Source organism: Paenibacillus sp. NPDC093718, from assembly GCF_050279985.1.
Lineage (GTDB): Bacteria > Bacillota > Bacilli > Paenibacillales > Paenibacillaceae > Paenibacillus_AQ.
On the sequence record NZ_JBNNUS010000010.1, the window covers coordinates 166,640 to 192,436 of the forward strand.

Below are 25,797 nucleotides of genomic sequence, written 5' to 3' on the forward strand. Positions count from 1 at the left end.
CACTTACAATTTCAGCGGACTCAGCGGACCTTATTTTGACCACAAGTACCCTTTCTTTAACACGAACGGACCAGAGATCCGTTATTCACCATATGAGGTCCTCTTTTTGCCGATTATCCACTACTTAACGGATCGTGTGTCCGATAACCCCATCAAAAGCGAGCGTATTGCGAAAATAACGGATCTGAGGTCCGATACTACCTGGCCGACCGACGGACTGACCAAGTGCACGGGTTACTCTATAACATCCCCCACTATTTCCTGCTTCTTCCCACAGATATCTTCCCCGACTCGCTGCCATCATAAATCCCCAACACCATCCCCCAAACACAACAAAAGCCGAGCTTGTAATCCAAGCTCGGCATCTCATTATTCGAATGACCAGCAGTTCAGACTCAAACTGCCATATTGGTAAGATTGAAACAATCGCTTAGCCTTGCGGCCGTTGTCGGCAGCACCCATTGCATAGAACAAAGGGACAAAATGCTCCCGTCCATAGGAAGGAACAGCATCACTGGCATGAGGCGCTTTTTTGTCAAACGCAAACAGATTATTCAGATTCCATTCCGTCAGCTGCTCCGCGATCCATTCATCGAATGCAGCGGCCCATTCATCAGGCACATCGCTCTCGTGCACCATCCGCAGATTGTGCACCAAACCGCCGCTCCCGATAATCAGGATGCCTTCTTCACGCAAATCGGACAGCATCGTACCGATAGAATATTGTTCGTGTGGCGAGCGCTTGGAGTCCACGGACAAGGCCACCACGGGAATATTCGCATCGGGGTACATTTTGCGCAGAATGACCCATACCCCATGGTCCAGTCCGCGGCCGGTCACGGCTTTGGCATGCAGATTGTTAGCCTCAAAACGCTGACGAATCTGAGTTGCTAGCTCTGCGCTGCCTGGGGCAGGATATGTGATCTTGTACATTTCCTCCGGAAATCCGTAAAAATCATGCATCGTGCCATGCTCGGCATCTTCGGTCAGCCGCTGATCCGGATCGTCCCAATGGGCAGAAAATACAGCTATGCCCTTAGGTGTAGGCAGCTCCCGCCCCAACTGCTCAAGGAAGCGGGTGTACTCGTTGTCCTCCAGGGCCATCATCGGCGAACCATGGGCAATAAATAAAGCAGGTAACGTCATCGATGCCACCTCCAGCTTCAAAATCAAGGGACAACTCTATTGTACCGTTAAATCGCCCATTATGCCAAATAACTCCCTTAAATCATCCAGTGCTGCCACTCCTGCTGAATGTTCTCCTGCTCGTTCAACCAATCCCGTGTTCGCTGAAGCAGCAGCTCGCGCTGTGGTCCGGCGGAATACGTGTGATCGGCCTGGAAGATAATCTCCTTATCGCAGCGGCCTTCCTGACGCATCCAGAACACTTTTTGATACAAAAAGGCGTAGTCTACCGGAATAACTTCATCCGAGGTACCATGTATCACCAGCACATTGCCGGTAAACTTGATCGCTTCCTGGAAAGGCTGACCCTGTGCCAGCGAATCGAAAAAGACCGGGGTAAACGAGTATCCCAAATAATCAGCGGATCCCGACTTGACAGATGTGTCGTATACATCGCGACCGGTGATTTTGACGATATCGTTGAACGGATATCCTACCGCAGACCACAGGATCAGATTCTTCACTCGCCGATCCCGAACGGCGGTTTGCAGGGCGACAGCGCCGCCCAAGCTATGTCCGATGAGTGTGATGCGCGTCGGATCGACATCGGTGCAGCTGAGTCCATAATCGAGGACGGAACGCGTCTGGGCAATCATCGAATCGAGGCCTTCGCTGCCATAATTGCCCGAGCTCTCCCCGCATCCGATGTAGTCGAACCGGATCACCATGTACCCGTCTTCGGCAAACGCACGTGCCGTTTTGACAAACAGCCGGTCCACGCCGATCCGGCTTCCAACGAAGCCGTGGCAAATAATGACCAGCGGGATCCGATTACACCGGCCGCCTTGGGCCGCTTCCTTCATCGGGTAATGGATAGTTGCCGTAAGTTCCTCTTGATTATGCCGGATTGTAATTTGCCGCTCCATGCCGATTCCTCCTTGCGATAACACGCCGTAATCATAATATTAATAATTCCGATAAGTTTAATATGAATTAATTAAACTTATCTTAGCATCGTGATTATGGATTGTCAACGCATGGCAGATTTCTTCAAGCCTGAATTAATTGTTCCTTCCAGCTTTCGCGCCGCACTCTCAGCCTTACTCATAGCTCTGGCGAAACATAGCATGGGTCTCTTCGCGCCCGCTCCAATCGTTCATCCAGGTCTTCCCGACGGGGTCGTTCTCCCATAAGCTTGATGCAGACAGATCTGTTTCATCACCCTTGGAGGCGTATCCCCCTTCAGGCTGGCCAAATATCCCATCCGCTGTACTGCTGCCTGCAACAACCTCTTGCCCATTGGCCGGCACAGCGTCTCCCCCATGCAATTCATCGTCAAAAAAGTTAGCACTCACCTGAGAACTCCTCCTTCTTATCCCTAAAGTGATTAGGGTGTCGTCTATAGATTCAGAATGCTTATTATTGTGAAATAGGAACGACGGAATTATACCTAGTTCACGAATACGACATGGAATTTTCAAGCTACCTTGCATTGCAAGTATGTTGTTGGTATGATATATTGCATAACAAGGTAGTCGACAGTTTGTCACTCGTCATTTATCATTTTCAATTGGCAGCCTAGCCTCCATACGACCAACTACCTTGCATAGCAATATACTTAAAGGAGGATAATCCCATTCATGACCACCCAAAGTCAGATGCTAAAAGGCATTCTCGAAGGCTGCATTCTCTCGCTCATGGAACATCGGGAGGTATACGGTTATGAGCTTAGCACGCTGCTGGAAGACAGCGGGCTAACGTTTGTGAGCGAAGGCAGCATTTATCCCCTGCTGCTTCGCATGCAGAAAGAGCAGTTAATCGAAGGGACACTTCGGCCTGCGCCCGGTGCCGGGGGGCCACCCCGCAAATACTACAATTTGACCGATAAAGGCCGACAGGTTCTTCAACAATTCAAGGAACATTGGGGAACGCTTAAAGATAGTGTGGACCACATTTTAACCCGCGGAGGACAGTAAAGATGAATACCAAACAGATGATCAAAGAGAACAACCGACTCCAGGATGCCATGAAGCCAAACAACCTGAGCTATTACCAAGACATGGTGGTTTATATCCGCAGCAGCTCAGTGCAGGAGCAAAAAGGCGAGGAGCTGCTGCTCGAAATCGCTCAGCATCTGCTGGACGCCCAAGCCAAAGGCAAAAGCGCCGAGGATGTATTCGGAAGCGATCCTGAATCCTACTGCAAAGAGCTGGTAGAACAGCTGCCCAAAATGAAAGGCCTCAGCAGTCTCCAATATCATCTCATGATCCCGTGGATTGCTTTAACCTGGTTTTTCTTCGTCCAAGCGCTGGTCGGGTTCATCACAATGTGGGCCGGGGGACCGGTTGAACGCATGACGCAGGTCCGTATTTCTACCCTGATTCTCATAGCAGGCGGTTCCTATGTGCTGATCCACGCATTGTTAAGATCGATGAAGAGCGACACCTTCAAGCCGGAGGAGGACAAGCGCAAGATTAATGTCCGCAATATGGGGATTTATGTCGCCATCACCGTATTGATTCTTGTTGCCGGTGTGTGGCTGGGGCGGCTGCTGCCGGTTCTGACCATAGCGCCATGGATCAGTCTCGTTATATTCCTGGTCGGAATCGCCGGGACGAAGCTTCTTTTTTCGAGCAAATAATACAAACTTGTCATGAATTCGCGGCTTGCGCATAACAAAATCTTTAATATTTTTTCGTACATTGTAAACTAATGTTCTATAGAAGATGATAGGATAAGGGTAATGTGTGGTAAGGGAGGAATATATATGTCAAAATCCAAAAAATCCGCGATTGCTGCCATCCTTGCACTTATTCTATCGATCCAGACCGGCGTCATCGCTAACGCAGCACCTGCATCCGTATCCCAAGCTGGTTCAACCGCAGTTTCAAGCAAAGCTACCGCCTTCGGCAATGCGGTGTACAACAAAGCCAGTAAACTTCTGAAGGAAACTGACGTGGCTTATGCGAAGGCTTACATCACCAAGCATATCCGCAGCGTAACCTCGTATCAGGCGACCATGTTGGTGCTTAAGCTGGAGAACGCGATGAATGATGCGCTCCCGGCAAAAACCGACAAGGTGTATGAAATCGGCATTCAGGATAAACTGATGAACCTGTACAAATACGGGGAGCCGATTAACACCACCATTAACAAAACCAAGGATGAAACGCTCCGAAAGGTGCTCATCAACCTGCGCGACAGCGGCTACAGGCTGCATACAACCGAGGGCGTGGTCTTCCCGATTATCGACTATACCACGCTGAAGCCATACAAGCCTTATATCAACAAGGATATTCAGGCCTATATCGACATCATGGTCGTTGAATCCGAGAAGCCTGCCGTCAGTGATGCCGCTTTGGTAATCCCATGGAGCGAGGTCATTGATCGGGGACTTACGCAAGAGGCCTTTATCAGCGCTTATCCCAAATCCAATCGGACTGCGGACGTGAAGCTGAAGCTTCGTTTTACGGAGCTAAGCTTATTCTACGGTTATAACAATACGCCGCTATTCAAATACGAGGACAATCTACTTGATCCGGAAGTGCGACAAGCCTTCGATAGCGTTTTCAAGGACAGCGACGCCGTCTCCAAAAGTGCTCTCCTGAAAAAGCTGAAATCCTGGTCTGAAGTGCTTGAGAGCAACAAGGACAAGTTAACCCAGGAAGTGGAGCAGTACCGTGCGAAGGCGGTTCCGCTCGACTAGACGAACAAACCACAGACCATTCCCCAACGTTAAACAAGATCGATAACCTAATGAATTGCTATGAAAAAAAGCCGGGTTCCCGTTTTGTAGGAGAATCCGGCTTTTATACGTGGTCTGTGCCTATTTATCGTGGCCTGTGTACCTCTTAAATCAGCAGATTGAACAGGTTCATGTTCTTGTTCAGCTCTGTGTAATCCAACCCCTTGCGCTGCATCCGCTCTACCAGCGGTCCGTAATCCTCGGGCCTTAACAGCTCGATGCCCACCAGAGCAGGCCCGTCTTCCTTGTTATGCTTCTTCGTGTATTCGAAGCGCGCGATATCGTCGTCGGGACCCAGCACTTCTTCCAGAAACTCGCGGAGCGCGCCCGCACGCTGCGGGAAGTTGATCATGAAGTAATGCTTCAGTCCTTCATAAATCAGGGAGCGTTCCTTGATTTCCTGCATCCGGTCGATATCGTTATTGCCGCCGCTGATGATGCATACGACCGTTTTTCCGCGAATCCGGTCCCGGTTCATATCCAGCGCCGCCACGGCCAGCGACCCGGCAGGCTCTACAACGATTGCATTTTCGTTATACAGCTCCAGGATGGTGGTGCAGGCTTTGCCTTCCGGTACCGTCACGATGTCATCAACAAGCTCACAGCAGATATCATACGTCAGCTGCCCGACACGCTTCACGGCGGCGCCATCCACGAATTTGTCGATCTCGTGCATGGTGACCACCTCACCCTGCTTCTTGGCCTCGATCATGGACGCTGCGCCGAGCGGTTCAACGCCAATGACTTGCGTCGTTGGGCTGACGGTTTTGACATATGTTGCCACGCCTGCGGCAAGACCGCCGCCGCCAATGGTGACAAACATATAATCGGCCGGCGAGTCCAGCTCCTCCATAACCTCCATCCCGATCGTGCCGTTGCCCGCAATGATCTTCGCTTCATCGAACGGGTGAATAAAGGTCATGCCATGCTCATCACAAGCCTTGATCGCTTCAGCATAAGCATCGTCGAAGGTATCGCCTGTCAAAATGACCTCGACACTGCCCCCGCCAAAACGCTTCACCTGCTTCACCTTCTGATTCGGGGTTGTACTCGGCATATAAATCTTGCCTCTAATATTCAGCGCATTACAGGAGAAAGCCACCCCTTGCGCATGGTTTCCAGCACTGGCGCACACGATCCCGTTACCACGTTCCTCGTCCGACAAGCTGCGAATCATATTGTAAGCACCGCGGATCTTGAAGGAGCGAACCACCTGCAAGTCCTCGCGCTTCAAATACACTTCGCAGTCATACTTAGCTGACAGCACAGCGTCGCGCTGCAGTGGCGTCCGCACGATCACTTCACGAAGCACGTGGTGTGCGCGTACGATGTCCTCCATGCTGACTGCCCGTTTGGCCGTATACGTCTCTTCCATTCTCTCGATCACACTCCCACTTCGCTGCCAGGTAAACGTTAATCCTTCCGCTACCCTCATATACGTATTTCTATCATTGTATCACTTTTCATGAAAATATCCCGCCCTTTTCTGGCAAGCTTTCGGAAACTGGCGATGTTTTCAAGATCAGGAGGCCTGAATTCCAGTCGAATTCAGACCGCCAGCTTCTCTGACGCATTCCGCGAAAGCGGCAAACGCCTTGCTGCGAAATGATTCATTTCGACGGAGCAGCCGGGTCGTGGCGCTGCGATACTCTTCCGGTACGGGATAGGCCCTTAATCCTGGATCGGACCAAGGAATCGCCGATGCCGGCAGAAGCGCGCAGCCCAGTTTGGCCCGTACGCAGCTGAGCATCGATTCCAAAGTACTGATTTCGATCATGTTCGCTGCGGCGATCCCTTCGCTGCTAAGCCATTCTTCGTTAGACTTCCGGAACGGACATCCCTTGGGAAATACGATCCAAGAAGCACCTGTTAGTCCGAATTCCTTGAATGCCCCCTCTTCTTCGGATTCCTCCGACGAAGCAAGCAGCGACACCTCCTCCCGGATTTCCAGCTCGCTCACAAGCCGCGACATATCATAATCACCGGTAATGAACGCACCGTCCAATCTTCGGCTGAGCATGCCTTCATGATGCTGTGGAGATGTTCCGCTAACGAGAGATAACGCGACCTCCGGATAGGTTCGTTGAAAATCGGACAAGGCCTGGATGAAGGATGGCGATGTCGCCATCGTCTCCACGACACCGATCACAAGCGGACCGCTTGGATAGGGCGGCTCTTTCACGGCGGCAAGGGCTTCCTCAGCCATATCTAGAATCTCCTTGGCATATCGATAGAGAACGAGCCCCCTCTCCGTGGGCGAAACTCCTCTGGGATGCCTATCGAACAAAGGAAGACCCAGCTCGGATTCCAGCTTGCGTATGCGCGCCGTCACGTTGGATTGCACATACCCCATCTTCTCGGCTGCACCGGATACGCTGCCTTCCTCCACAATGACGACGATCATCCTCAAATCCGTTAAGTCCATCCAGCTCACCTTCTTGGTATCATTTTTATTGATATAACTATTAATTTCTATCATTTTACAGTATAGACCGTGCGAAATACAATCAGATCATACCCACTAACAAGCGACGGTCGCCATAAGACTGATCAACCAATGAGGAGGAAACAACCATGCATATATATCCCAAACTGCTAACCGAAGCTTCATTAGGAGCCTTGAAACTGCCCAATCGGGCCGTACTCTCCCCCATGAGTAGAACGAGCGCGGAGCCGAATGGCCTGGCTAACGACCGAATGGTCCGATACTATCAGAGATTCGCAAAGGGCGGGTTCGGTCTGATCATTACGGAAGGCCTTTATCCGGATGACGTACAGAGCCAAAGCTATCTCAACCAGCCCAGCATGGCCAATGACCAGCAGGCCGCGTCCTGGAAGCCTGTCATCGAAGCTGTTCATCGGGAGGGGAGTAAAATCATCGCGCAGCTGATGCACGCCGGGGGCCTTGTTCAGCATGAGCGATTCGTCCCGGTCGCGCCTTCTGCAGTGAAGTCGGTGGGCGCCATGCTTGAGGATCATGGAGGAAGCGGAGAATTCGCCACCCCTCGGGAGTTAACGCAGCCTCAGATTAAACAAACGATCCAGGATTTTGCGCAAGCGGCACTCCGCGCCAAGGCCGTTGGATTCGACGGGGTTGAAATCCATGCGGCAAACGGCTATCTGCTCGATCAATTCATAACCGATTACACCAACCGCAGAACGGATGAATACGGCGGGTCCACGGAAAATCGGATTCGAATTGTCGTTGAAGTGTTGGAAGCCATTCGGGCAGCCGTTGGCACGGATTATATCGTGGGCGTGCGGATTTCCCAGGGCAAGGTGAACGATTTTCATCATAAATGGGCTCAGGGAGTTGAGGATGCTAAGATCATATTCGGTCAATTGAGCGGGGCCTCACCGTCTTACATTCACACGACGGAGTACAAAGCATACGCCCCCGCTTTCGCTGAAGGCGAGACCACCTTAGCCGAGCTAGCCGCAACATACGGCGGCGTTCCCGTCATCGCGAACGGCAAACTCGGCGAGCCGGCTGTCGCAGAACGAATCTTGGCTTCTGGCCATGCGCATTTCGTTGCGATCGGCACCAGCGCCTTGGTCAACCCGGATTGGGTGAATAAAGCTCGGACAGGGACAGAGCTCCGGCCCTTTGATCATCAATTTCTGCAGCCCATCGCCACGATCAGGGAGGATGAGGTACTTATATGAAGCGCACGAAAGCCGGGGTTATCAATCCCCCGGCTTTCGTGGTTTTATTGATACGGAGACGAATCCGCCTCCAACTTACGAATGAGGCATGCCCGTTAGTCCATCGGAATCACGATGACTTTCCCTGTCTGCGTCGTTATTCTAATCTCACGCTCGCCTATCTCTACGCCCAGTCCCTTTTTCACGGCTTCTATGGAAGGCTCCTCAATGGCGGGAGTGCCGGGAGCGCTGGGGCTGCCATGCACGGCCGCTATGAGCCAATGGGTTCCGGGTTCGAGCGCCGCCCTCAACGTAGGAATGACGGTTCGGGGACGCAGGAGATTGGTATTGGCATGGGGATAGATGAGCTCTGCCGTATCGTAACCGAGCATGCCATAGATGGCACTCGTGCCCAAGGTTCCGGAAGCCGATGCTGCCCCTTCTCCCGCCTGGGAGCTGTCCAGAGATCCTAAGCCTAAAGCAAACCCGCCTTCTGCAGCATCGAGCATCCTGCCCGTACTGATCCGGTGAATGCGAATATGCCATGGCAGCCCTGCCGCTGTCCAAGTCTGTACCTCCACGTCTCTCCACGGCTTCCATTTTGCATAAAGCACATGCTCCTGAATCCCCGTCTCCTCGCACAAGCGCTTGACCCGGTACAGTTGGTCGCCTTCGCTAAGCGCCAGCATGGAATCAAAAGCCCCTTGGGCCAGTCCCCATTCCGCTCTCGGGACGCTGAACGCAAAGGCGGTAGAGTATACAAACTTCTCGTACTTGGCAGAAGTATGCGTATGCTCGTTCGTAGACGGATGGCCTGTGTTGAAGGCGGCCACATGACCGGTCTTCTCGTCACGGCAAAGCACCAGATGTGCAGGCTCCTGGACCGAAATACGTCCTGTCTCCGCCAGCTCCTGCTCCTCGGCCGTCCAGAATGGATGCTCCTCCGGCAAAGCCAGGATCAGAAACGTCTTTAACGACCAGTACACGGAGCCGGCCGCGTTATAGTTCTCCGACATGATTCGGTTCGGATAAGCGTACCCCACCGTTAGCACGCCGTCCCGGTCAAAAATAGGCTGCCGAAACCACCATCTGAGATTTCGCAGGACCAGCCCCTTCAGCTGGCCCGGACTAAATCCTTCCAGCCCGGCATAAGCCGCAGCCGACCAGAAGGCGGACTGGGCGAAGCGGTACGTCAAGCTGCGCCCGTAAGGAACAGCCGCCCCGTCGGGGGCAAACCAGTGGACGAAATCTCGCGCAAACAACGCCGCCCGCTCCCTGTAACGCCCGGCGCGTTCGGGGTCCTCCTCTCCCATCAGCTGCGCATAGATCAGGCCGTAGAAATGAAAAGCATATGGCACGTAGTAATCGCTGTGCCCCCCGATTCCGTCGCTGTACCAGCCTGCATCCAGATAGAACTCCTCTATTCGTTGGAGATTGTTCTCCAGCTGCCCGGCATCGTAAGGCAATCCCGCTTTGCGGAAGCCGACATTGACAAATACATGGAAAAACAGCCAATTGCAATCATAGCAAGGATGATGGTTGATCTGATCGAGCCACTGATAGAGGTTGGCCTTCTCCTTCTCGCTCAGCGGCAGCCAGATGCGATCCGGAATCAGGGCAAAGGCCAATCCGAACACCGCCATCTCCACCAGCCGTTGATCATAATCGTTCACCTTACCCCAATATTCCGCATGTTCCGGATCCGTCCCTGAGCGTATTCCTTGCAGGCACAGCTCCCACAGTTCGTCATGGGAGCCGCCGGCAACAGCGGGCACAAGTCCCCACAGCACGCGCGAGAAGCCCTCCATCTCCGCAATATCGGCATAGGCGTCTGCGCCCCAACGGTCGAGGATTAATCGTGCGCGTCCCTCGCTGTAATATTGATTCAGAGGCTCGAGCAGTTGGGTGAGTGCTTCCTGCACATCCTCTCTTGTACGTAGCGGATTCCGGGCAACCGGATGGATCAAGCCGTTCCCCAGATTCTCAGTAGCCTGTAAGCTCATCTTTTATTCTCACTCCATTTCCGGAATGCTTCATTTACACTTCTATCCTCTTACCTTGCGTTACTTCTAATATTCTATTTCCGAGCGCCTGCTTCTCTTATTCTCTTCCTGAGAATCTAGATCACTATCCATTTCTCCATTCTTTTAATTCCTTTTATCCTCTTTCTGTACGTCTGCTCTTCCTTTGCTTTTTCTTGTTCCTAAGTCTGTTTCTGTTCTTGTTTCTGTTCTTGTTTCTGTTCTTGTTTCTGTTCTTGTTTCTGTTCTTGTTCTTGTTCTTGTTCTTGTACCCGATTCGTTCGCTTCAATCTCGATCATTCCCAGTAAAACGGCCCCTTCCCTCTCAGACGCGCCAGTCCTTCCACAAAGAAAAAATCGCCGTAAATCAGGGGCACGTCGATATTCTTGCCCTCCGGATAATGACTGGTTCCGTGGAGAATCAAGCCTTCCTCCCCATCGTTGTTCCACGTGCCGTAATTACGGTACAGCGACTCCAGAATCCGGACAGCTGATGTTCGGTATACGGCCGCCTGTCCCGGTTCCACCTTGTCGGCCAGCAGCAGCAGCCCGCTGGCGGCACAGGCTCCGGCGGACGAATCGCGGTAGATCCGAGCCTCATCCGGCGCTCGGAAATCCCAGAACGGCACATGGTCTTCCGGCAGGTTCGCCAGGAAGAAATGCGCAACTGTTTTGGCTGTGTCGAGGTATATCGATTTGCCCGTATGATGATAGGCAAGCGTCAAGCCGTAAATCGCCCACGCCGTTCCTCTGGACCAAGCGGATTCCGGCGCAAAGCCCTGCCCTCCTATACCTCCGACACGTTCACCGGTAACCGGATCATATCGGACGATATGATATACGGAACCATCCGGCCGGACAAAGTCCCGGACCACAGTATCCATATGCGCTTCGGCAATATGCCGATAGCGGGGATCGCCGCTAATCTCGGATGCCAGGAACAACAGGGGCGTATTCATGGCGCAATCGATGATGGCGAGCCCTGCATTGTCCTCCCCTTCGAACCACGGATTCCAGGCTCGAATATATTGGCCCTTCAGGTTAAAGCGTGCCGCAAGGTAATTGGCTGCCTTCAGTGCCCGAACCTTGGACTCTTCGCTCCCGGTCAGCTTGTAGGAAGCCATGCTCGTCAGCGTCCACATGAAGCCGAGATCATGGTCCAGTCGCACGTATTCGTTCAGCACCTCATCCAGAATGAGCTCGCACTGCTCCGCGGTGGTTCTAAGCACCGCTAGGCCGCTGTCATTGTACAGAAGCCAAAGCATCCCAGGCCAGAAACCAGCCGTCCACCAATGCGGCGGCTCCAACTGATAGACTCCATTCTGGCTGGCATGCGGGAATCCCGCTCCAATCCGCGCTACATTCCGCTGCGTCTTCACAAGCGATTTCTCCCAGGCCTCCGTCAGCCAATCCAAAGCGATCTCTGTTTTCATACTTCTCCACTCCTCTGTTCATATGAATTGAAATCTGAAATCGATAATTGCATGCAAGCCAGGTGCCTTCACTTTGAAATCCACGGCATACCAAACCGCTTCCTTGCCAAAGTGATCTTGGAAGGTATGCCTTGTCAGCTCAGGCTCGACAATCCCGCTGTCATAGTGGATCAGTAGACCGGGCCTGTCGTCCATGGAAAGAACCCGCTCCCGAATGGGTTGCATATCTCGAACTGCCGAATGCTCCCGGGTCCCTCCTCGGCCCTGTGCCAGTTGCCCCTCCCGATTGCCTTCTCGGTCCTGTACCAGTTGCTGCTTAAGGGCCCATTCTTTTGCTGCGATAGTCAGTTCCTCCGTCTTTTTCCCATCCGGGATAACTCCTTGCTTTGGGGCTCCCGCTCCCCTTAACGCAACAACCCAGCGGCCATCGATCAGTACCAGCTCGGGCCGTATCCTGGTAACGATCCGCTCCACCAAGCTGCCTGGGGGCGAATCGAACATGAAGCGGTCGCTCAGCGTCAGTTCGGGCCGAAGCCCCTCCTTGTTCCATTCCAGCGTCCTCGTGAATGACTGAAGCGCCGGAACACGGTAGGCCGAGGTCAGCTCAAGCGCAAGCCGATCCACGGCTTCGCCCGTCACCGCTTCCAATATAACCGCGGCGCTATCCGGGCCCTCTTGCTGGAAATGGCCGTCGATGATCGGCACGGAGTGGCCTTGGGAACCGTTACAATCATAGCCATACCGTCCTTCGCCGAAATACTCCGCTGTGTACTCGCCGCAGCCGAGGTCCGAGCACCAGGCTTCCTCGGCGCCGTACAGAATAAAATGCCCGAGATCATTATGATTGTGCGGCTCGGCATTGCTGCCGCCCTTGGCGGCAAACGCATATACTTCGCCTCCATATGAGCCGCGGGAGATGAGCCACTGGGCATCGGGCAAGTAATAACTTGCCTCTTCCCAATCGCTTCCCTGCATCAAGGGGTCCCGCCAGATCAGGTTACGCAGCGCCGGAGCCCAGCGGCTGCAATGATCATCGCGATATCCCGATCGGAGAGACTGCGGCGGAGACTCGAAGTCTGCGTACAATCCGGCCAGATAATGAGACAAGCCGATATGTACCGTGCTTTCGGGCTGCGAATCGGAGAAGTTGACGACGGCTTTTCCTCCCAAAAAGCCCTTTTGCTGAAACGAGGCGATGCGGCCGACCTTCTCCGCGTGGAACCAGTCCATCTCGCCTCGGGTGCGCTTGCGCAGCAAATCGGCATAATACACGAAATACCCGAACCCGTAATTCCAATATCCCAGCCCTTCCAGACAGGCCCCATCGGGGCCAAAACCCTGCAGGTAATAGTCCATGCACCGCTCCGTCTTCAGCAGAACCTTCGCAAGAGATTCCCCGCTTTCGATAAGCAGCAGCGCGGCGGAGCCGATGGAACCGGCACAGACCGCAGACCAATTATGCGTGGCGGTCTCCCAGCCGTGCTCATGACTTAGGAAAGGGGTGAACAATCGAGCTTCAACCTCTTCCTCGATTCTTGAAATCAGCAGCGGAGGCAGATGGTCCCGCAGCAGCACGCGGATTTCGCTGAGGGTAAACCCGGTCTCGGCGCTGAACAGATCAATTGTCCCTTTGATGCCGCCCGGCGATTCCGCGTTCAGATGCGCCGGCAGACACCAGGTATACTCATCGCAGATGGACCATATCATCTCCTGGAGAGCCATCCGGTACGCTTCCTTATCCGGCTCGAGAAGGGTCAACAGGGCAAAGGTATTCAGCCGGCGCCTACGCTCGAAATACACCTTCTCATAATCCAGCCTCGTTCCCTGCCGGGCAAACCGGGTGAATAAGTCATACGTCAGCGCCGGGTTCGGGACAGACAGCAGCCGCTCCCCTTCCTCCCGAATCTCGGATATGTCCTGCTCGTAATCTTTGCTTCGGCGGATCCCTTCCCAGAAGGACCTCTGGTCCCCGCCTAGGTAATACATCCGCAGATCGGCGGGAGCCATCCCGTTCGCAATCGTTGTCAGCTCCTGCATCCTGTTCATCGGACTAAAACCTCCTCCCCATTTCGACGCCCGTTCAGACGCCCGTTTCAACTCCCGTTCAACCGTTCCGGAACTCTACAGGGGTCACCCCCGCATAAGCCTTGAATGTCTTGCTGAAATAACTCACATTGTCGTAAGCCAGACTTTCGCAGATTTCCCCGACCGTGCGGTCCGTCTGCCGGAGCAGCTCCTTGGCTCGCTCCATCTTCATCCGGGTGACGTATTCGATGAAGGTGACCCCGGTTTCTTTCTTGAACATGCGGCTGAAATAGCTCGGATTCAGGTGCAGACAGCCCGCAACTTCATCCAGCGTGATTCTCTGATCAAGCCGAAGGGACACGTATTTGCAGGCCTCCGCCACTTCCGATCTTCTGCTGCCCCCGAATCCCCGATCCATAGCCTGCATGGTGGATTCCAAATAATCGTGAAGCCAGGATTTCAGCTCGTTCAAGGAATCCATGTCCATGATCTCTTTGTGCAGCGCATCCGCTGTATAAGCGGGTGACAGCGAATGCAGAAGATGAAGCCTCAGCTTCAGATCCAGCAGCAGCTTCAACACCCAGTCCTTAACCGATTCCGGTGCGTACCGCTTGCCTTGAATCCATGTGATCCACCGATCGACCGTATCGCGCACCGCGCCGAAGCCCTCTTTGCCGAGCAGCGATTCCCGCAGCTCCGAGCTGGCCCGGTCATAATAAACGAAGAGATCGGGATCCCCATGCAGACTTTTCTGTTCAAGCGCTCCGTTCAGTTTCGATATCTCCTGCGGCTCCAGATAGAATCGTTGCTGCCGGCTGGCCAACAGTTCATTAAGCCCTGCCTTTAAGCCCTCCGGCTCCGCGCACCCCCGGCCGATCAGGAACGACATGCGGATTCGCAGCACGCGCTCGAGCGTCCGCTGCACCTCCTTCAGGCAGGCAGCGGTATCATCGTAAATGTTGCTGCCCAAGCCGGGTCGGTACGAGAACAGGAGCAGCGAAGACTTTGCATCATATATGACATGGACCGCACTCGGATTCAGCTGCTCCAGCACCTCCCGCAGCACGTTGCCCAGGGCAAAATGCAGCGTCTGGTTGGAGGCGAAGCGGTGCTTGATATCCCGGACATCCTCCAGATGCCCGACGACGGGAAGGCAGTGAGAACCCGGCTTCAATATCCCGTACTCCGACAGCTCATGCCGCCATTTTTCGGGTGACAGCAGGGGCTGGTGTATGAAATTTTTGAGGCTCTGCTCCTTCCGCAGCTCCTTGGATTCGTCCACCAGATGGATCATCCGCGACCGTTCCCAGCCCTTCTGTGCCTCCTCGTCCATTGCCTGCTTGAAGCGCCTCAGCAGCTGTGCCAGCTCCTCGGGGTCGAGCGTATCCTTCAGCAGATAATCCTGCACGTTCAGGCGCATAGCCTGCTGGGCATATTGGAATTCGTTATGGCAGGACAGAATGGCGATCCGCACATCGGCCTTCACTTCTTTGATGCGTGCGGACAGCTCGAGCCCGTTCATTTTGGGCATGCCGATATCCGTAATCAGGATGTCCGGAGGCGTATACCTCGCATCCTCCCAGGCACTCAAGCCGTTCTCATAACTTCCCATCAGATTCAAACCCAGCTCATTCCACGATATGGCCTCCGACAACAGCTCGATGACGGGATAATCATCGTCCACCAGCATCACGTTATACATCCGTTTTCCCTCTTTCCGGTATAAACATCTCGATCACCGTTCCCTGGCCAGGCTCGCTGTAGACGTGACATTGGAAAGCCTCGCCGAACACCATCCTCATCCGTTCCATCACATTCTGAAGACCGATATGGGAGAAGCTGCCTCCGCTTGCCTCTTCCTGCGTCGAGGACCCGGCGGAGCTGCCCTGGATTCTGCGGGCAATCGACTCCCGGATAGCTTCATCCATGCCGATGCCGTCGTCCTTCACCGCCAGCACGAGGTGCCTGCCCTTCATGACGGCGGCAATCCGGATCATCCCTGCCTGCTGGTTGAGCCCATGGATTAACGCATTCTCCACGATCGGCTGCAGGAAAAAGCGCGGCACCTTAAAGAGGAAAGCCTCCGGCGCGATATCCAGCTCCAGCCTGACCTCCTCCTTCTGCCGGAGGTTCATCAGGGCCACATAATGCGAGATCAGGTCGATTTCTTCGTGAAGCGCAATCTCGTCCTCCTCGCGGCTGATCGTCATGCGGAGCAGCACGGACAGGGAGCCGATCATCTTGGCGCTTTCGGGATCCCCCCGTTTCATGACCTTCATCCGGATCGAATTCAGAACATTGAACAGAAAATGGGGATGGATCTGGGCTTGTAGCATTCGGAGCTCCGCTTTTCGTTTTCTCGCCTGGTTCTCGGATATTTCCGAAATCATGGCTTTGAACCGGTCCAGCATGTCGTCGAATAAATGACCGAGCCGACCAACCTCATCATTGCCATGAACATTCGACCTTACTTCCAGATTTCCGCGCTGCACGGCGGTTGCCACCTTGCCGAGCTTGACTAACGGCTTCGTAAACGCGCGGACAAGGGCAATGAGCAGCAGCAGGAAGATCAGAAAGAAGCACATCTGAAACCAGAACACCCGGTTAAAAATCGAGTTGATATTGACGATCGCATCCTTGTACGGCTGCATCAGCACCAATCTCCATCCGGCAAACGGAATGTCCTGGTGTACCATCAGTTGTTTTTCCCCCTTCATCGGTACGATCGAATACGGCTTATCTTGATCCAACTCATCGAGATAAGCAAAGGTCGTTCCGATCTGGTTCTGATGACTGCCGGAAACGATGGTTCCCTTGGCATCCAGCAGCACCATATCGTTGCCTTCCGAAAGGGAGTTGAAGATCCCGCTGATCTGATCCTCCATGAACGTCACGATCACGTAGCCGTAAATCTCGGAATCCGGCAGCCGGAGGGTGCGCACCACCGATAGCTGTGTCGGATGATCGATCTGGTCGGGGAGGAACAGCGTGGCCTCCGGTCCTGTCCACAGAGACTCCAAGCCTTGCAGCTCCGATATCTGGCTGAACCAAGGCCGCTGCCTGTAATCGAGCGGATTGTAATCGCTTACGGAATAATTCATGTAATAGGAGCCGTTCTCTAGTATGACGGTCACATAACTTTTCTCGCCGACGACCGTCAAGCTGAAAAGGTGCTCCAAAACCCGGTTGGAGTCCATGAATCTGCGGTAAGGGTCCGGGTCTTCGTTGCCGGAGACCACCTGCTTGAAGTAAGAATTCAACCCGGAATTCATCTGAATGTAGTTGGCGATATTGATTTTGCTTAAGAGCAGATTCGTCACCGATCCGCGGACCAGCTGAAGGGCATCGCTTGCATTGGATACCGCCTGCTGCCTCAAGGCTTCCTTCGTTAACGAATTATACAGAATCAAGCTGACTATGGCGGGAACGACGATGCAGGTGATGGCAGCCAATATCAGCTTATGCCTGATGGAGCTCGGGATCAGGCTCTTGAGTCGTGCGGGCATAAGATCCACCTCGGGTATGGCGTGACGGGAATGATGTACGCGAATTCAAAAAAAGGGACGAAAAATTCCGTCCCGATTTTTTTGTCTATTATACCAGATCATTTTTTGTTGGATTCTATAATTTTGTTCACTCGCTCCTGCGAATTCGCAATGGTCTGGTCGATATCCTGATTGCCCAGAATCAGCTTCTCGTATTCCTCGTTCACCGCCTCGTACACTTCCGCCTGATAAGGCGCCGGAGGGACGATGGCCGAAGCCTTCGAGGCGACCAAGGTGTCCACGAGCGATTTCTTGTCTACCTTTTCCGGACTCTTCGTGGCCGACAGAATGGTGTCGATGATCTCTTCCACCTGCTCGGTCTTCACCTGCTGCCAGGCCGGAATGTTCTTGCCCTGCACGATTTGCCCTTCCGTTGTATACCAGCGGACGAATTTATAAGCCTCTTCCTTATTCTTAGACTTGGCCGCCACCGCCACGTAATCCGTGGTGACCGGCGTAAGTCCCGTCGGATCGCCTTCCTCGTTTTTCGGGAATGGGGCTACGGCAACATTAAAGTCCAGCGGCACTTTATCCGTTCCGCCGATCTCCGTGTTCATCCAGCTGCCGATCGTGATCATGCTCGCGGATTGATTGAAGAATTGCGTCCGGTAATTCAGCTTCTGGGAGATCATGTCCGTGTAAGGCACCGAGGATTGATCCTCCTTCTCCATCCGCACGCGCAGCTCCAGCGTTTGCCTGAAGGTCGGGTTATCCAGATTGGAAGAGCCGTCGGCCTTCAAATAATCGGTATCTTGAGGCTGATTCGCCATCATCAGCTTCAGAAACTCCAGCCATCCGCCCCCTTGCGGACCATGGAAGTATGTCCCGTAGCGCTTTGACGCTCCTTCGCCTTGGGTCAATTTTTTGGCATAATCCGCATATTCGTCCCAGGTCCAGTCCGTCGGAACCGGCAGTCCCGCTTCCTCCAGATGATCCTTGTTCAGCAGCACATACCACGGGTTGAACTTGCCCGGCAGCGCGTAGACCTTGCCGTCGAGGCGGGTATCTACTTTATAATCCGTTTCCACGCTGTAGCCGTCCTTCGCAATAAAGTCATCCAGCGGCTCGGCCATGCCGAGCGCCACCCGCTGCGCGTAACCCGCCGGATCGCTGAACATCAGAATGTCCATCTGGGCCGAGGATGCCGCCTCCAGGTCGAGCTTCTTGAACGCCTCCTGCGTATCCCCCTTCTCGCTGAGCTGGACCAGCTCAATGGTCACGCCCGGCGTGGCCTCTTCATAGGCCTGGATCGTTTTCTTCCAATTGTAAGCTTCCTCCGTGCCATATGTGTACAGCCTCAGATTGGTTTTGCCCCCGCCTTGTTCGGAACCCTCTTGCGCCGCATTCTCCTTCGCTCCGCCGCCGCAGCCGGACAGCAGGCCGATCACCATCGCGACCGTGAGAACGCCTGACCACCATTTCTTGTTCATCATTGTCTATAACCCTCCCCATTGATATCGGTATGTAAGGTCGTGACGATTCTAGCTGTAACTATCCCCATTATATAGAGCGCTTACATCTTAACCATAAAACAATCTTTACTGATGTTGGAACTATTTTTACCCCATTCATTCCCGGGGCTCCTAACCCTTGACCCCGCCCAGCGCGATGCCCTCGATGACACTCTTCTGGCCGATGATAAAAACGATCAGCAGCGGGAAGATCGCCGACACGGCAGCCGCCATGATCAGGGAATAGAATTCTCCGCTCAAGGACGTGAATTTCTGCATCGCCAGCGGAATTGTGAACAGCCGGTCCGTCCGCAGGAAGATGAGCGGATTCTGATAATCGTTCCACGTCCAGATAAATCGCAGGATCGCATACGTGGCAACAGCGGGTTTCACCAGCGGCAGCGCAATCGACCAGAAGATTCGCGGATGGTTCGCGCCGTCGATTTTGGCGGATTCGATGAATTCCTGATGCACGCCCATGAAGAATTGCCTGAGCATGAATGTTCCGAGCACGCTGAAGCTTCCCAGCATAATGAGCCCGAAATGGTTATCGAACAGCCCGATGTTGCGGTACAGAATAAACTGCGGGATCAGGATGGCCTGGCCCGGAATCATGTAGGTCACCAGCACGATGATGAACAGCCAATTGCCCGCGGCAAACCGGATTTTGGAGAAGCCGTAGGCCGCCAGGGCGGATACCATGGCCGAGATGATCGTGGTCAATATGCTGACCTTGATCGAGTTCCAATAATAGAGATAGAAGGGATAATCGCCGAACCATACCTCCTTGTAATTCTGAATCGCGTTCCACTCCCGCGGAATCCACTGGATCGGATATACGAATACGTCTCTCTCCACCTTAAAGGATGTAACCAGCATCCAGATAAAAGGAAGGAGAAACAGAATGCTCACCACGAACATCGCGATCGTGACGATAAGCTTGCGCCAGTCGACGCCGACTCTTGTCCCCATATAGCGCCCTCCCTCCTAGTAGTTGACCCACTTCTTCTGAGCGGCCCACTGTCCCAGCGTAATCAGCATGACAAAGCCGAACAGAACCGCGGCAATGGACGATGCGTAACCGACCTTCAGGTTGACGAATGCCGTATCGTACAAGTACCACACCATCATGGTCGTCGAGCCGATCGGTCCCCCTTGCGTCATGACGGCAATGATATCAAAGACCTTGAACGTGGAGATGACGCCCGTCACCAGCAGGAAAAATGACGTTGGCGACAGCAGGGGCAGCGTAATGCGTCTGAACTTGGTCCACCCGTTCGCTCCATCAATGTCCGCCGCCTCGTACAGATCCTTCGGAATGGATTGCAGCCCGGCGATATAAATAATCAGATTGAAGCCGATGGAGATCCAGATCGATATCAGCATAATGGAAATCAGCGCGAAATTCGGATCCGCGATCCACTTGGGCGGATTGGACATCCCGAGCGTCCGAAGAATTTCGTTGATCGGCCCGTAGGACGGCTGGAACAGCACCTGCCATACGACGGCCACCGCCACGATGTTGGATATGTAGGGCATGAAGTAAGCCACTTTAAAATAGCCCTTCATATAGACAAACCGGTCGATCAGGATGGCCAGCACCATCGAGATTATCATGTAGACCGGAACCGTCAAGAGAAACAAGATGTTGTTGCGCACCGACTTGATAAACATGTCATCCTCCAGCAGCTGGCGGAAGTTTTGAAACCCGACCCATTGGATGCCATCCCAGCCTTGCACGAAATTCCAATCGGCAAAACCCAGCACGAGCGTAGCCAATATCGGAAACAGCACCAAAATGATAACGCCGATCAGCATCGGGCTTACGAATGCGATCCCCCATAGGTTCTCTCCCCGCTGCAAGGATCCCCGGGATCTGTGTCCCCGCGAAGGCTGGGTGCCATGCTTCTTCATCGTCTCCATTGTCTGTGCCATGTCGGACCCCCTCGATTCTTATTCGATGGGTTAAGTATAAAAAAAATACCGCCAACGTTTTGACGGTATTTTGATCATATTCGCTTTCATTTTTACTTATTTAGGAAGGAATCCATGGTGCTAGTTTATCTTGGCGTCCTTGGTATTAGAGGAACTTCTCCTTAAACCAGGCAGCGGCCATCCCGACCTCTGCACGGCTCAGCTGATGCCCGCCGTTCTCCCAATGCAGCTTCACGTCCGCCCCTGCCGCACTTAGCAGTTCATTCAGGTCCTCGCTCTCCTGCGGGGTGCACATCGGATCGTGACGACCGGCCGCGATGAAGACGGGAACGCCAGTCAAATCCGGTAAGGTCTTATCCCGCAGCGGAACCATCGGATGGTGGAGGATTGCCCCTTGCAGCGCATCGCCCTCGTGGAACAGCAGGCTTGCGGCAATATTGGCGCCGTTCGAATAACCAACCGCTACGATACGGCTGCGGTCAAAACTGTATTCGGAGGCTGCCCAATTCAGGAATTCATTCAGATCCTGCGTGCGTTTCACGAGATCTTCTACGTCGAATACGCCTTCAGCGAGACGACGGAAAAATCTTGGCATGCCGTTCTCCAGTACATTTCCGCGGACGCCGAGCACATTCGATGCGGGCGAGATCATCTCGGCCAGCGGCAGCAAATCCTCCTCATTCCCCCCGGTACCGTGCAGCAATAGTAAGGTTGGTGCCTCGGGAGTGGTTCCCTGGCGGTAAATATGAGTATGTTCCATTTATATTGTCTCCTTTCGATTGGTTATATGGTTAGATTCCGTTTTACAACCATGAATGTTAGAATTCCACTGAATAGCCCAATAGGACCATAGGCTACCCTAAAAACCACATTATAAACTAGGCTGCAATCCCATTAGAGATTGCACAAGTATCCTTTATTAATATCTTTAATTTAAGATTCTTTAAATACATAATACCACGGAATTATAAAAATGCAACAGCATCCCTTCCGCATCCGTTCAGAGCTGCACTCGGAAATGCTTTGTCGCCCTTTTCCTCAGCCTTTGACAAATGAAAAGAGAGGATGCCTCCATATGGAAGACTTCCTCTCCTGTTTGTATTCTCTATATGATTCCGTACGTGTTCCCCCGTAACATCACTCATTATATCAAAAGATAGGTATAATGTCAGTGGATGTTTTGGCATTTCTCACAATTTTTTTGTGATTTCATTAGGTATTATTCCAGTTGTCTGGATGTAAAACCATATATTTAGAAAAACTGTAATCGTTTAGTCAATGCACCTCTCGGCACGGCAAAGGCTTGTGCCCGCTTGAAGTTCACCGGAGCTCCCCTCACAATCGTGAGCGCTTTGTAATATTCGATAAACGGGAAGCCGTAAGTTTCCCCACGCGCATAAGCATACACGTTCATGGCTCTCACCCAAGTTTCATAGGCTTCGTCCGGAATATCGATAAACACCTCGGGGTGAAAATCGTACGGGTCCTCCCAATTGTCCGCATAGTATAAATGCTGGGCATAATGGGCCGGAAGCTCACGTTCAATCGTCTTCAGCCCTGCATAGAAGCGGGCGTCCTCCACAATGTAATGGGTATTGGAGTGGTCCTTATGGATGCTCTCCTTCCAATGCGTGATGATGATATCCGGCTTCACTTCCCGTATGACGTCGGCAACCTGATACTTCACTTCATCGTCCAGCGGCAGCTCGGCATCCTTGTAAGCAAGGAATCGGACATCGGCGCCAACGATATCGGCAAATTGGTGAGCTTCGTCAATCTTCTGCTTCGCGTACTCCTCCGGCGTGAGACGAGGGTGTCCCTTCTCCCCTGGCGTTAAATGAAGAAACGTTGCTTTGTGGCCAGCCTGCGTGTATTTAGCAATTACGGCTCCTGCCGTTAGATCCATATCGCCCGCATGTCCGCCAATCGCCAAAATATGATGCTGCTTTGCTTCCGTCAAATCGGATCTCCCCTTTTGTATAAAAAGTAGTAGAATCTATTGAAGCGTTTTGCTCATAATATCGAACCGGCGCGTCACATGAAATCCGGCCTTACGGTACAAATGCCCTGCCGGGCTGTGTTCGCCCGTCCAAAGGAACCAGGCTCCATGCAGCCCCTGCGCCCGCATGAGGGCGAGGCAATCATATAATAGGATTTTGCCAAGGCCCTTCCCTTGCATCGACGGGTCCACGCCAAACGGACCAAAGCGTTCAGCCACGCCTTCATAACCGTTATGCAGGCAGAATCCCACCAGCTTTCCTTGATCGCGCGCGATCAGAATCTGATCCGTCGTTAATCGCTGCAGCAGTCCCTCGCGAATCGCCCGACCCCAATCCGGGTTAAACACGTCCGTCGCAAAATCGATCAGCTCCACCAAATCGCTGTCCTGAGCCAGCATGAAGGTGAAGCCTTCTTGCTCACGCTGCTGCTTCATCTCTGTTACCTCCGGCGGCATATGAAAATCGACCAGGGAGCGATCCATCGCAACCGCCGTGTAATTGCGGGTAAAGCCGCTTGCTGCAAGCCATGCCAAGCCCTCTGGATAGCGCTCGCCATCGATTCCCGGAACGATATAATTCGGGGCATACGAGGAGAAAAAGACTTTGCTGCGTCCATGACCGCGAAGATAGTCTTCGCCGTCCTGCAGCAGCTGCGATGCCACACCCTGTCTCCGGACGGATGGATCGGTATAAAAGAAGGTGATCCACCCGCGATCCGGCTCCAGCTCGGTTCCGATCATCGGCAGCCTCCGGCGTACCGCATACAGGACGCCTACTATGCGGCCCTCCTGCTCCGCAATCCGCAGTCCTTGCGGATCAAAGTTCGGATCGAGCAGCACCAAGTTCCGAAAGCGAAGCCGAGTCATGGGATCTCTTGGTAAGCAGGCATTCCACAGGGTAGTGATAGCGTCTTCGTCTCCAGGCCGGTAAGCCCTGTAGGCTAAACTTGTCATTACGTATTCCCTCCTTATTGTCGTAATTCTCCAGATTTGCTAGGATTCGCTTCCATTGCCGCGAAACAAATGAGACCGGTTCACCTTAATCAACAAACAATTCTATATACTGGAAGCGACCTCTATGTAAAGCTCCCATGAAATGTACCGGCTCAATTGGTCATTGCTTATCCATCCCGGGGTCATATCGCTCCCGCGTTGCTGCCGAAACGAAAACGGCTATTTTGTACATCGTGCGCACTGCTCCCTGTGCGCACGGTGCGGGGTCCGGGCATACTTGGACGGATGTCGACCAGGCGTCACATCGCCTCCGGACGGCTGCCGCTGCCGAATCGAACGACGACTCATTCCCATCTCACCATGCCACGGCTCCCGTCAACGCGTTGTGGACCTGTGCGCGCAGCTGAGCCACGCTGCTGCTCCGCCCCCCGAATACGCGATTTGTCAGCAGAACGACCGCAAGATCTAACTCGGGATCGATCCACATGCTGGTTCCGGTAAAGCCGGTATGTCCGTAACAGCCCGGACCCATCCAATCACCCGAAGCGTCCATCTTATCCCCTTTCAGTACCCACCCCAGGCCACGATTGGAGCCATGAATATGCCCCGTATGGGTACGAGTGGCCGCAATGGCTGCTGCCCTAGATAAGATGCGGGATTCGCCGACTCCTGCTGGACCCACCGTTCCCGGGATCGCCCCTTGTACCAGCCACATTCGGGCGTATTGCAGCAGATCGCCTGCGGTGGCAAACAAGCCGGCATGGCCGCATACACCACCCAAGGCCCGTGCCTTCTCGTCATGCACAATTCCGCACAGATGATCCTGGATGGTATCCTCATACTCCGTTGCGGCGTAGCGGCCGACCTGCTCAGGCGAAGTAGTCAGCGTCGCATGACGCATGCCGAGCGGATCCAACACCCGTTCCTTTACTGCCTGCTCTAAAGACATTCCCAGTACCTTCTCAATCATGCAGCCAAGTGCCAAATATCCCAGATCACTGTAAATCACCTCGGTATCCGGCTTGGTCACGAGCGGTGCGGAAAGAACAGCATCCCACATCTGTTCCCTATCCCAGCCCTGCGAATGCAGGTTCATATCAGCCTGAAGCCCGGAGGTATGCGCGAGCAGCTGTCCTACCGTAAGCTCTTCTTTGCCAGCCGTTCCAAATGGAGGCAGGATGTTACTCACTTTTGTGCTTAAGGTCAAGACTCCCTCATCGATCAATTGCAGAATCAACGGGAGCGTAACCACCACCTTCGTTAAGGACGCACAATCGTATAACGTATCCTCGCTGACCGGCACAGGCTGACCCTGCTTCGGCCTGGGGTTGGCATAACCGGCACTATAAAACCACTGCTTGCCTTCATACACAACGCCCAGTACGGCACCCGGCGTCGTACCCGCTGCTATTTCGTGTTCAATGGCGGTGCACGCCGCTTTCACTCCCTTGATTGCCAAGCCCAGCTGCTCTGCACCGATTTCCGCGCTGCTCGCCATCCATCTTCCCTCCTTTGCTGCAAGTCCTTAAGTTTGGAATACTGAATAACAGACATCATTTAAATCCACAGCGCCTTTGAAAATGTAAACGTTTGCTAAACCTATTATATGGCCTGTAAAATTTTGTTTCAATAATAAATAATGATTATAAAATTTAATTTCATCACATCCTACATAAATTTTCCTTTTATATGGATATAACTTATTGACACTTGAATGCGCTTCCATTTACAATAATGTTGAAATCAAACACTCGCATAATTTAAGGGCCATGCATTCCGTCACCGCACACCCGGTATGGAACAACCCCGGTTTCTCTACAGGAGATGCCGGGGTTTTTTGTTGCCCGATTTAGTATGGGAGGTGATGCTCAAGCAGCCGATAAGCTAGTAAAACCAACCTTCTCTTTATCAACTACATA

At 53.2% G+C, this 25,797-nt stretch carries 22 protein-coding genes; 4 read left to right on the top strand and 18 right to left on the bottom strand.

The features are described 5' to 3' along the window. Window positions 1-369: 369 nt before the first annotated feature. The 3 genes from ACQKPA_RS26115 to ACQKPA_RS26125 form a co-directional block, all read right to left on the bottom strand. Window positions 370-1,146: a DODA-type extradiol aromatic ring-opening family dioxygenase gene (locus ACQKPA_RS26115; RefSeq protein WP_427495396.1), complete on the bottom strand. Its 777-nt coding sequence runs from the start codon at window positions 1,144-1,146 to the stop codon at window positions 370-372. 77 nt (window positions 1,147-1,223) lie between these two features. Next, window positions 1,224-2,051, bottom strand: a complete 828-nt coding sequence (locus ACQKPA_RS26120; RefSeq protein ID WP_427495397.1) for an alpha/beta hydrolase — start codon at window positions 2,049-2,051, stop codon at window positions 1,224-1,226. 174 nt (window positions 2,052-2,225) lie between these two features. Beyond that, a complete protein-coding gene (locus ACQKPA_RS26125) occupies window positions 2,226-2,480 on the bottom strand; it encodes a hypothetical protein (protein WP_427495399.1) in 255 nt (84 codons plus the stop codon). A 285-nt stretch (window positions 2,481-2,765) separates the two neighbouring features. On the opposite strand from ACQKPA_RS26125, the gene ACQKPA_RS26130 reads away from it, so the two are divergent. The 3 genes from ACQKPA_RS26130 (at window position 2,766) to ACQKPA_RS26140 (ending at window position 4,831) form a co-directional block, all read left to right on the top strand. Then, on the top strand, window positions 2,766-3,101 hold the full coding sequence (locus tag ACQKPA_RS26130) for a PadR family transcriptional regulator (RefSeq protein ID WP_009592352.1): 336 nt from the start codon (window positions 2,766-2,768) through the stop codon (window positions 3,099-3,101). Between the two features lie 2 nt (window positions 3,102-3,103). Beyond that, window positions 3,104-3,766, top strand: a complete 663-nt coding sequence (locus ACQKPA_RS26135; RefSeq protein WP_194541004.1) for a DUF1129 family protein — start codon at window positions 3,104-3,106, stop codon at window positions 3,764-3,766. Window positions 3,767-3,892: 126 nt separating this feature from the next. Beyond that, window positions 3,893-4,831, top strand: coding sequence for a hypothetical protein (locus ACQKPA_RS26140; protein ID WP_427495400.1), 939 nt, complete (start codon window positions 3,893-3,895; stop codon window positions 4,829-4,831). Between the two features lie 145 nt (window positions 4,832-4,976). Here ACQKPA_RS26140 and ilvA read toward each other — a convergent pair whose 3' ends face one another. Together ilvA and ACQKPA_RS26150 are read right to left on the bottom strand one after the other, a co-directional pair. After that, on the bottom strand, window positions 4,977-6,245 hold the full coding sequence (ilvA, locus tag ACQKPA_RS26145) for a threonine ammonia-lyase IlvA (protein WP_427495401.1): 1,269 nt from the start codon (window positions 6,243-6,245) through the stop codon (window positions 4,977-4,979). A gap of 147 nt (window positions 6,246-6,392) precedes the next feature. Continuing rightward, window positions 6,393-7,295, bottom strand: a complete 903-nt coding sequence (locus tag ACQKPA_RS26150) for a LysR family transcriptional regulator (RefSeq protein WP_427495402.1) — start codon at window positions 7,293-7,295, stop codon at window positions 6,393-6,395. Window positions 7,296-7,444: 149 nt separating this feature from the next. On the opposite strand from ACQKPA_RS26150, the gene ACQKPA_RS26155 reads away from it, so the two are divergent. After that, a complete protein-coding gene (locus tag ACQKPA_RS26155; RefSeq protein WP_427495403.1) occupies window positions 7,445-8,536 on the top strand; it encodes an NADH:flavin oxidoreductase in 1,092 nt (363 codons plus the stop codon). A 95-nt stretch (window positions 8,537-8,631) separates the two neighbouring features. Here the strand turns inward: ACQKPA_RS26155 and ACQKPA_RS26160 are convergent, their stop codons facing one another. From ACQKPA_RS26160 to ACQKPA_RS26220, 13 genes are all read right to left on the bottom strand, one after another. Beyond that, the gene (locus tag ACQKPA_RS26160; protein ID WP_427495404.1) at window positions 8,632-10,518 is read right to left on the bottom strand and encodes a DUF2264 domain-containing protein; all 1,887 of its coding nucleotides are present in this window, start codon (window positions 10,516-10,518) and stop codon (window positions 8,632-8,634) included. A gap of 144 nt (window positions 10,519-10,662) precedes the next feature. Beyond that, window positions 10,663-10,836 (bottom strand): hypothetical protein, encoded by a 174-nt coding sequence (locus ACQKPA_RS26165; protein ID WP_427495405.1) that lies wholly within the window; start codon window positions 10,834-10,836, stop codon window positions 10,663-10,665. Next, window positions 10,833-11,969, bottom strand: coding sequence for a glycoside hydrolase family 88 protein (locus tag ACQKPA_RS26170; RefSeq protein ID WP_427495406.1), 1,137 nt, complete (start codon window positions 11,967-11,969; stop codon window positions 10,833-10,835). The genes ACQKPA_RS26165 and ACQKPA_RS26170 overlap by 4 nt, the downstream gene beginning before the upstream one ends. 18 nt (window positions 11,970-11,987) lie before the next feature. Next, the gene (locus tag ACQKPA_RS26175; RefSeq protein ID WP_427495407.1) at window positions 11,988-14,015 is read right to left on the bottom strand and encodes a hypothetical protein; all 2,028 of its coding nucleotides are present in this window, start codon (window positions 14,013-14,015) and stop codon (window positions 11,988-11,990) included. 58 nt (window positions 14,016-14,073) lie between these two features. Continuing rightward, a complete protein-coding gene (locus ACQKPA_RS26180) occupies window positions 14,074-15,696 on the bottom strand; it encodes a response regulator transcription factor (protein ID WP_427495408.1) in 1,623 nt (540 codons plus the stop codon). Further along, window positions 15,689-17,500, bottom strand: a complete 1,812-nt coding sequence (locus tag ACQKPA_RS26185; RefSeq protein ID WP_427495409.1) for a cache domain-containing sensor histidine kinase — start codon at window positions 17,498-17,500, stop codon at window positions 15,689-15,691. The genes ACQKPA_RS26180 and ACQKPA_RS26185 overlap by 8 nt, the downstream gene beginning before the upstream one ends. 98 nt (window positions 17,501-17,598) lie before the next feature. Beyond that, window positions 17,599-18,972 (bottom strand): ABC transporter substrate-binding protein, encoded by a 1,374-nt coding sequence (locus ACQKPA_RS26190; protein WP_427495410.1) that lies wholly within the window; start codon window positions 18,970-18,972, stop codon window positions 17,599-17,601. A gap of 150 nt (window positions 18,973-19,122) precedes the next feature. Beyond that, complete coding sequence (locus tag ACQKPA_RS26195; protein ID WP_427495411.1) at window positions 19,123-19,962, bottom strand: carbohydrate ABC transporter permease; 840 nt, start codon at window positions 19,960-19,962, stop codon at window positions 19,123-19,125. Window positions 19,963-19,977: 15 nt separating this feature from the next. After that, a complete protein-coding gene (locus tag ACQKPA_RS26200; protein ID WP_427495412.1) occupies window positions 19,978-20,925 on the bottom strand; it encodes a carbohydrate ABC transporter permease in 948 nt (315 codons plus the stop codon). Between the two features lie 145 nt (window positions 20,926-21,070). Next, window positions 21,071-21,685: an alpha/beta hydrolase gene (locus tag ACQKPA_RS26205; protein ID WP_427495413.1), complete on the bottom strand. Its 615-nt coding sequence runs from the start codon at window positions 21,683-21,685 to the stop codon at window positions 21,071-21,073. Between the two features lie 492 nt (window positions 21,686-22,177). After that, window positions 22,178-22,885, bottom strand: a complete 708-nt coding sequence (locus ACQKPA_RS26210) for a PIG-L deacetylase family protein (RefSeq protein WP_427495414.1) — start codon at window positions 22,883-22,885, stop codon at window positions 22,178-22,180. Between the two features lie 36 nt (window positions 22,886-22,921). Further along, window positions 22,922-23,878: a GNAT family N-acetyltransferase gene (locus ACQKPA_RS26215; RefSeq protein ID WP_427495415.1), complete on the bottom strand. Its 957-nt coding sequence runs from the start codon at window positions 23,876-23,878 to the stop codon at window positions 22,922-22,924. Window positions 23,879-24,233: 355 nt separating this feature from the next. Beyond that, entirely contained in the window at window positions 24,234-25,376 is a 1,143-nt protein-coding gene (locus ACQKPA_RS26220; protein ID WP_427495416.1) for a serine hydrolase domain-containing protein, read from the bottom strand. Window positions 25,377-25,797 lie beyond the last annotated feature (421 nt).

What these genes read in the sequence shown, in the direction of transcription:
- ACQKPA_RS26115 (WP_427495396.1), bottom strand. Translation starts at nt 1,146, where the DNA reads ATGACGTTACCTGCTTTATTTATTGCCCATGGTTCGCCGATGATGGCC.
- ACQKPA_RS26120 (WP_427495397.1), bottom strand. Translation starts at nt 2,051, where the DNA reads ATGGAGCGGCAAATTACAATCCGGCATAATCAAGAGGAACTTACGGCA.
- ACQKPA_RS26130 (WP_009592352.1), top strand. Translation starts at nt 2,766, where the DNA reads ATGACCACCCAAAGTCAGATGCTAAAAGGCATTCTCGAAGGCTGCATT.
- ACQKPA_RS26135 (WP_194541004.1), top strand. Translation starts at nt 3,104, where the DNA reads ATGAATACCAAACAGATGATCAAAGAGAACAACCGACTCCAGGATGCC.
- ACQKPA_RS26140 (WP_427495400.1), top strand. Translation starts at nt 3,893, where the DNA reads ATGTCAAAATCCAAAAAATCCGCGATTGCTGCCATCCTTGCACTTATT.
- ilvA (WP_427495401.1), bottom strand. Translation starts at nt 6,245, where the DNA reads ATGGAAGAGACGTATACGGCCAAACGGGCAGTCAGCATGGAGGACATC.
- ACQKPA_RS26150 (WP_427495402.1), bottom strand. Translation starts at nt 7,295, where the DNA reads ATGGACTTAACGGATTTGAGGATGATCGTCGTCATTGTGGAGGAAGGC.
- ACQKPA_RS26155 (WP_427495403.1), top strand. Translation starts at nt 7,445, where the DNA reads ATGCATATATATCCCAAACTGCTAACCGAAGCTTCATTAGGAGCCTTG.
- ACQKPA_RS26160 (WP_427495404.1), bottom strand. Translation starts at nt 10,518, where the DNA reads ATGAGCTTACAGGCTACTGAGAATCTGGGGAACGGCTTGATCCATCCG.
- ACQKPA_RS26165 (WP_427495405.1), bottom strand. Translation starts at nt 10,836, where the DNA reads ATGATCGAGATTGAAGCGAACGAATCGGGTACAAGAACAAGAACAAGA.
- ACQKPA_RS26170 (WP_427495406.1), bottom strand. Translation starts at nt 11,969, where the DNA reads ATGAAAACAGAGATCGCTTTGGATTGGCTGACGGAGGCCTGGGAGAAA.
- ACQKPA_RS26175 (WP_427495407.1), bottom strand. Translation starts at nt 14,015, where the DNA reads ATGAACAGGATGCAGGAGCTGACAACGATTGCGAACGGGATGGCTCCC.
- ACQKPA_RS26180 (WP_427495408.1), bottom strand. Translation starts at nt 15,696, where the DNA reads ATGTATAACGTGATGCTGGTGGACGATGATTATCCCGTCATCGAGCTG.
- ACQKPA_RS26185 (WP_427495409.1), bottom strand. Translation starts at nt 17,500, where the DNA reads ATGCCCGCACGACTCAAGAGCCTGATCCCGAGCTCCATCAGGCATAAG.
- ACQKPA_RS26190 (WP_427495410.1), bottom strand. Translation starts at nt 18,972, where the DNA reads ATGATGAACAAGAAATGGTGGTCAGGCGTTCTCACGGTCGCGATGGTG.
- ACQKPA_RS26195 (WP_427495411.1), bottom strand. Translation starts at nt 19,962, where the DNA reads ATGGGGACAAGAGTCGGCGTCGACTGGCGCAAGCTTATCGTCACGATC.
- ACQKPA_RS26200 (WP_427495412.1), bottom strand. Translation starts at nt 20,925, where the DNA reads ATGGCACAGACAATGGAGACGATGAAGAAGCATGGCACCCAGCCTTCG.
- ACQKPA_RS26205 (WP_427495413.1), bottom strand. Translation starts at nt 21,685, where the DNA reads ATGGAACATACTCATATTTACCGCCAGGGAACCACTCCCGAGGCACCA.
- ACQKPA_RS26215 (WP_427495415.1), bottom strand. Translation starts at nt 23,878, where the DNA reads ATGACAAGTTTAGCCTACAGGGCTTACCGGCCTGGAGACGAAGACGCT.
- ACQKPA_RS26220 (WP_427495416.1), bottom strand. Translation starts at nt 25,376, where the DNA reads ATGGCGAGCAGCGCGGAAATCGGTGCAGAGCAGCTGGGCTTGGCAATC.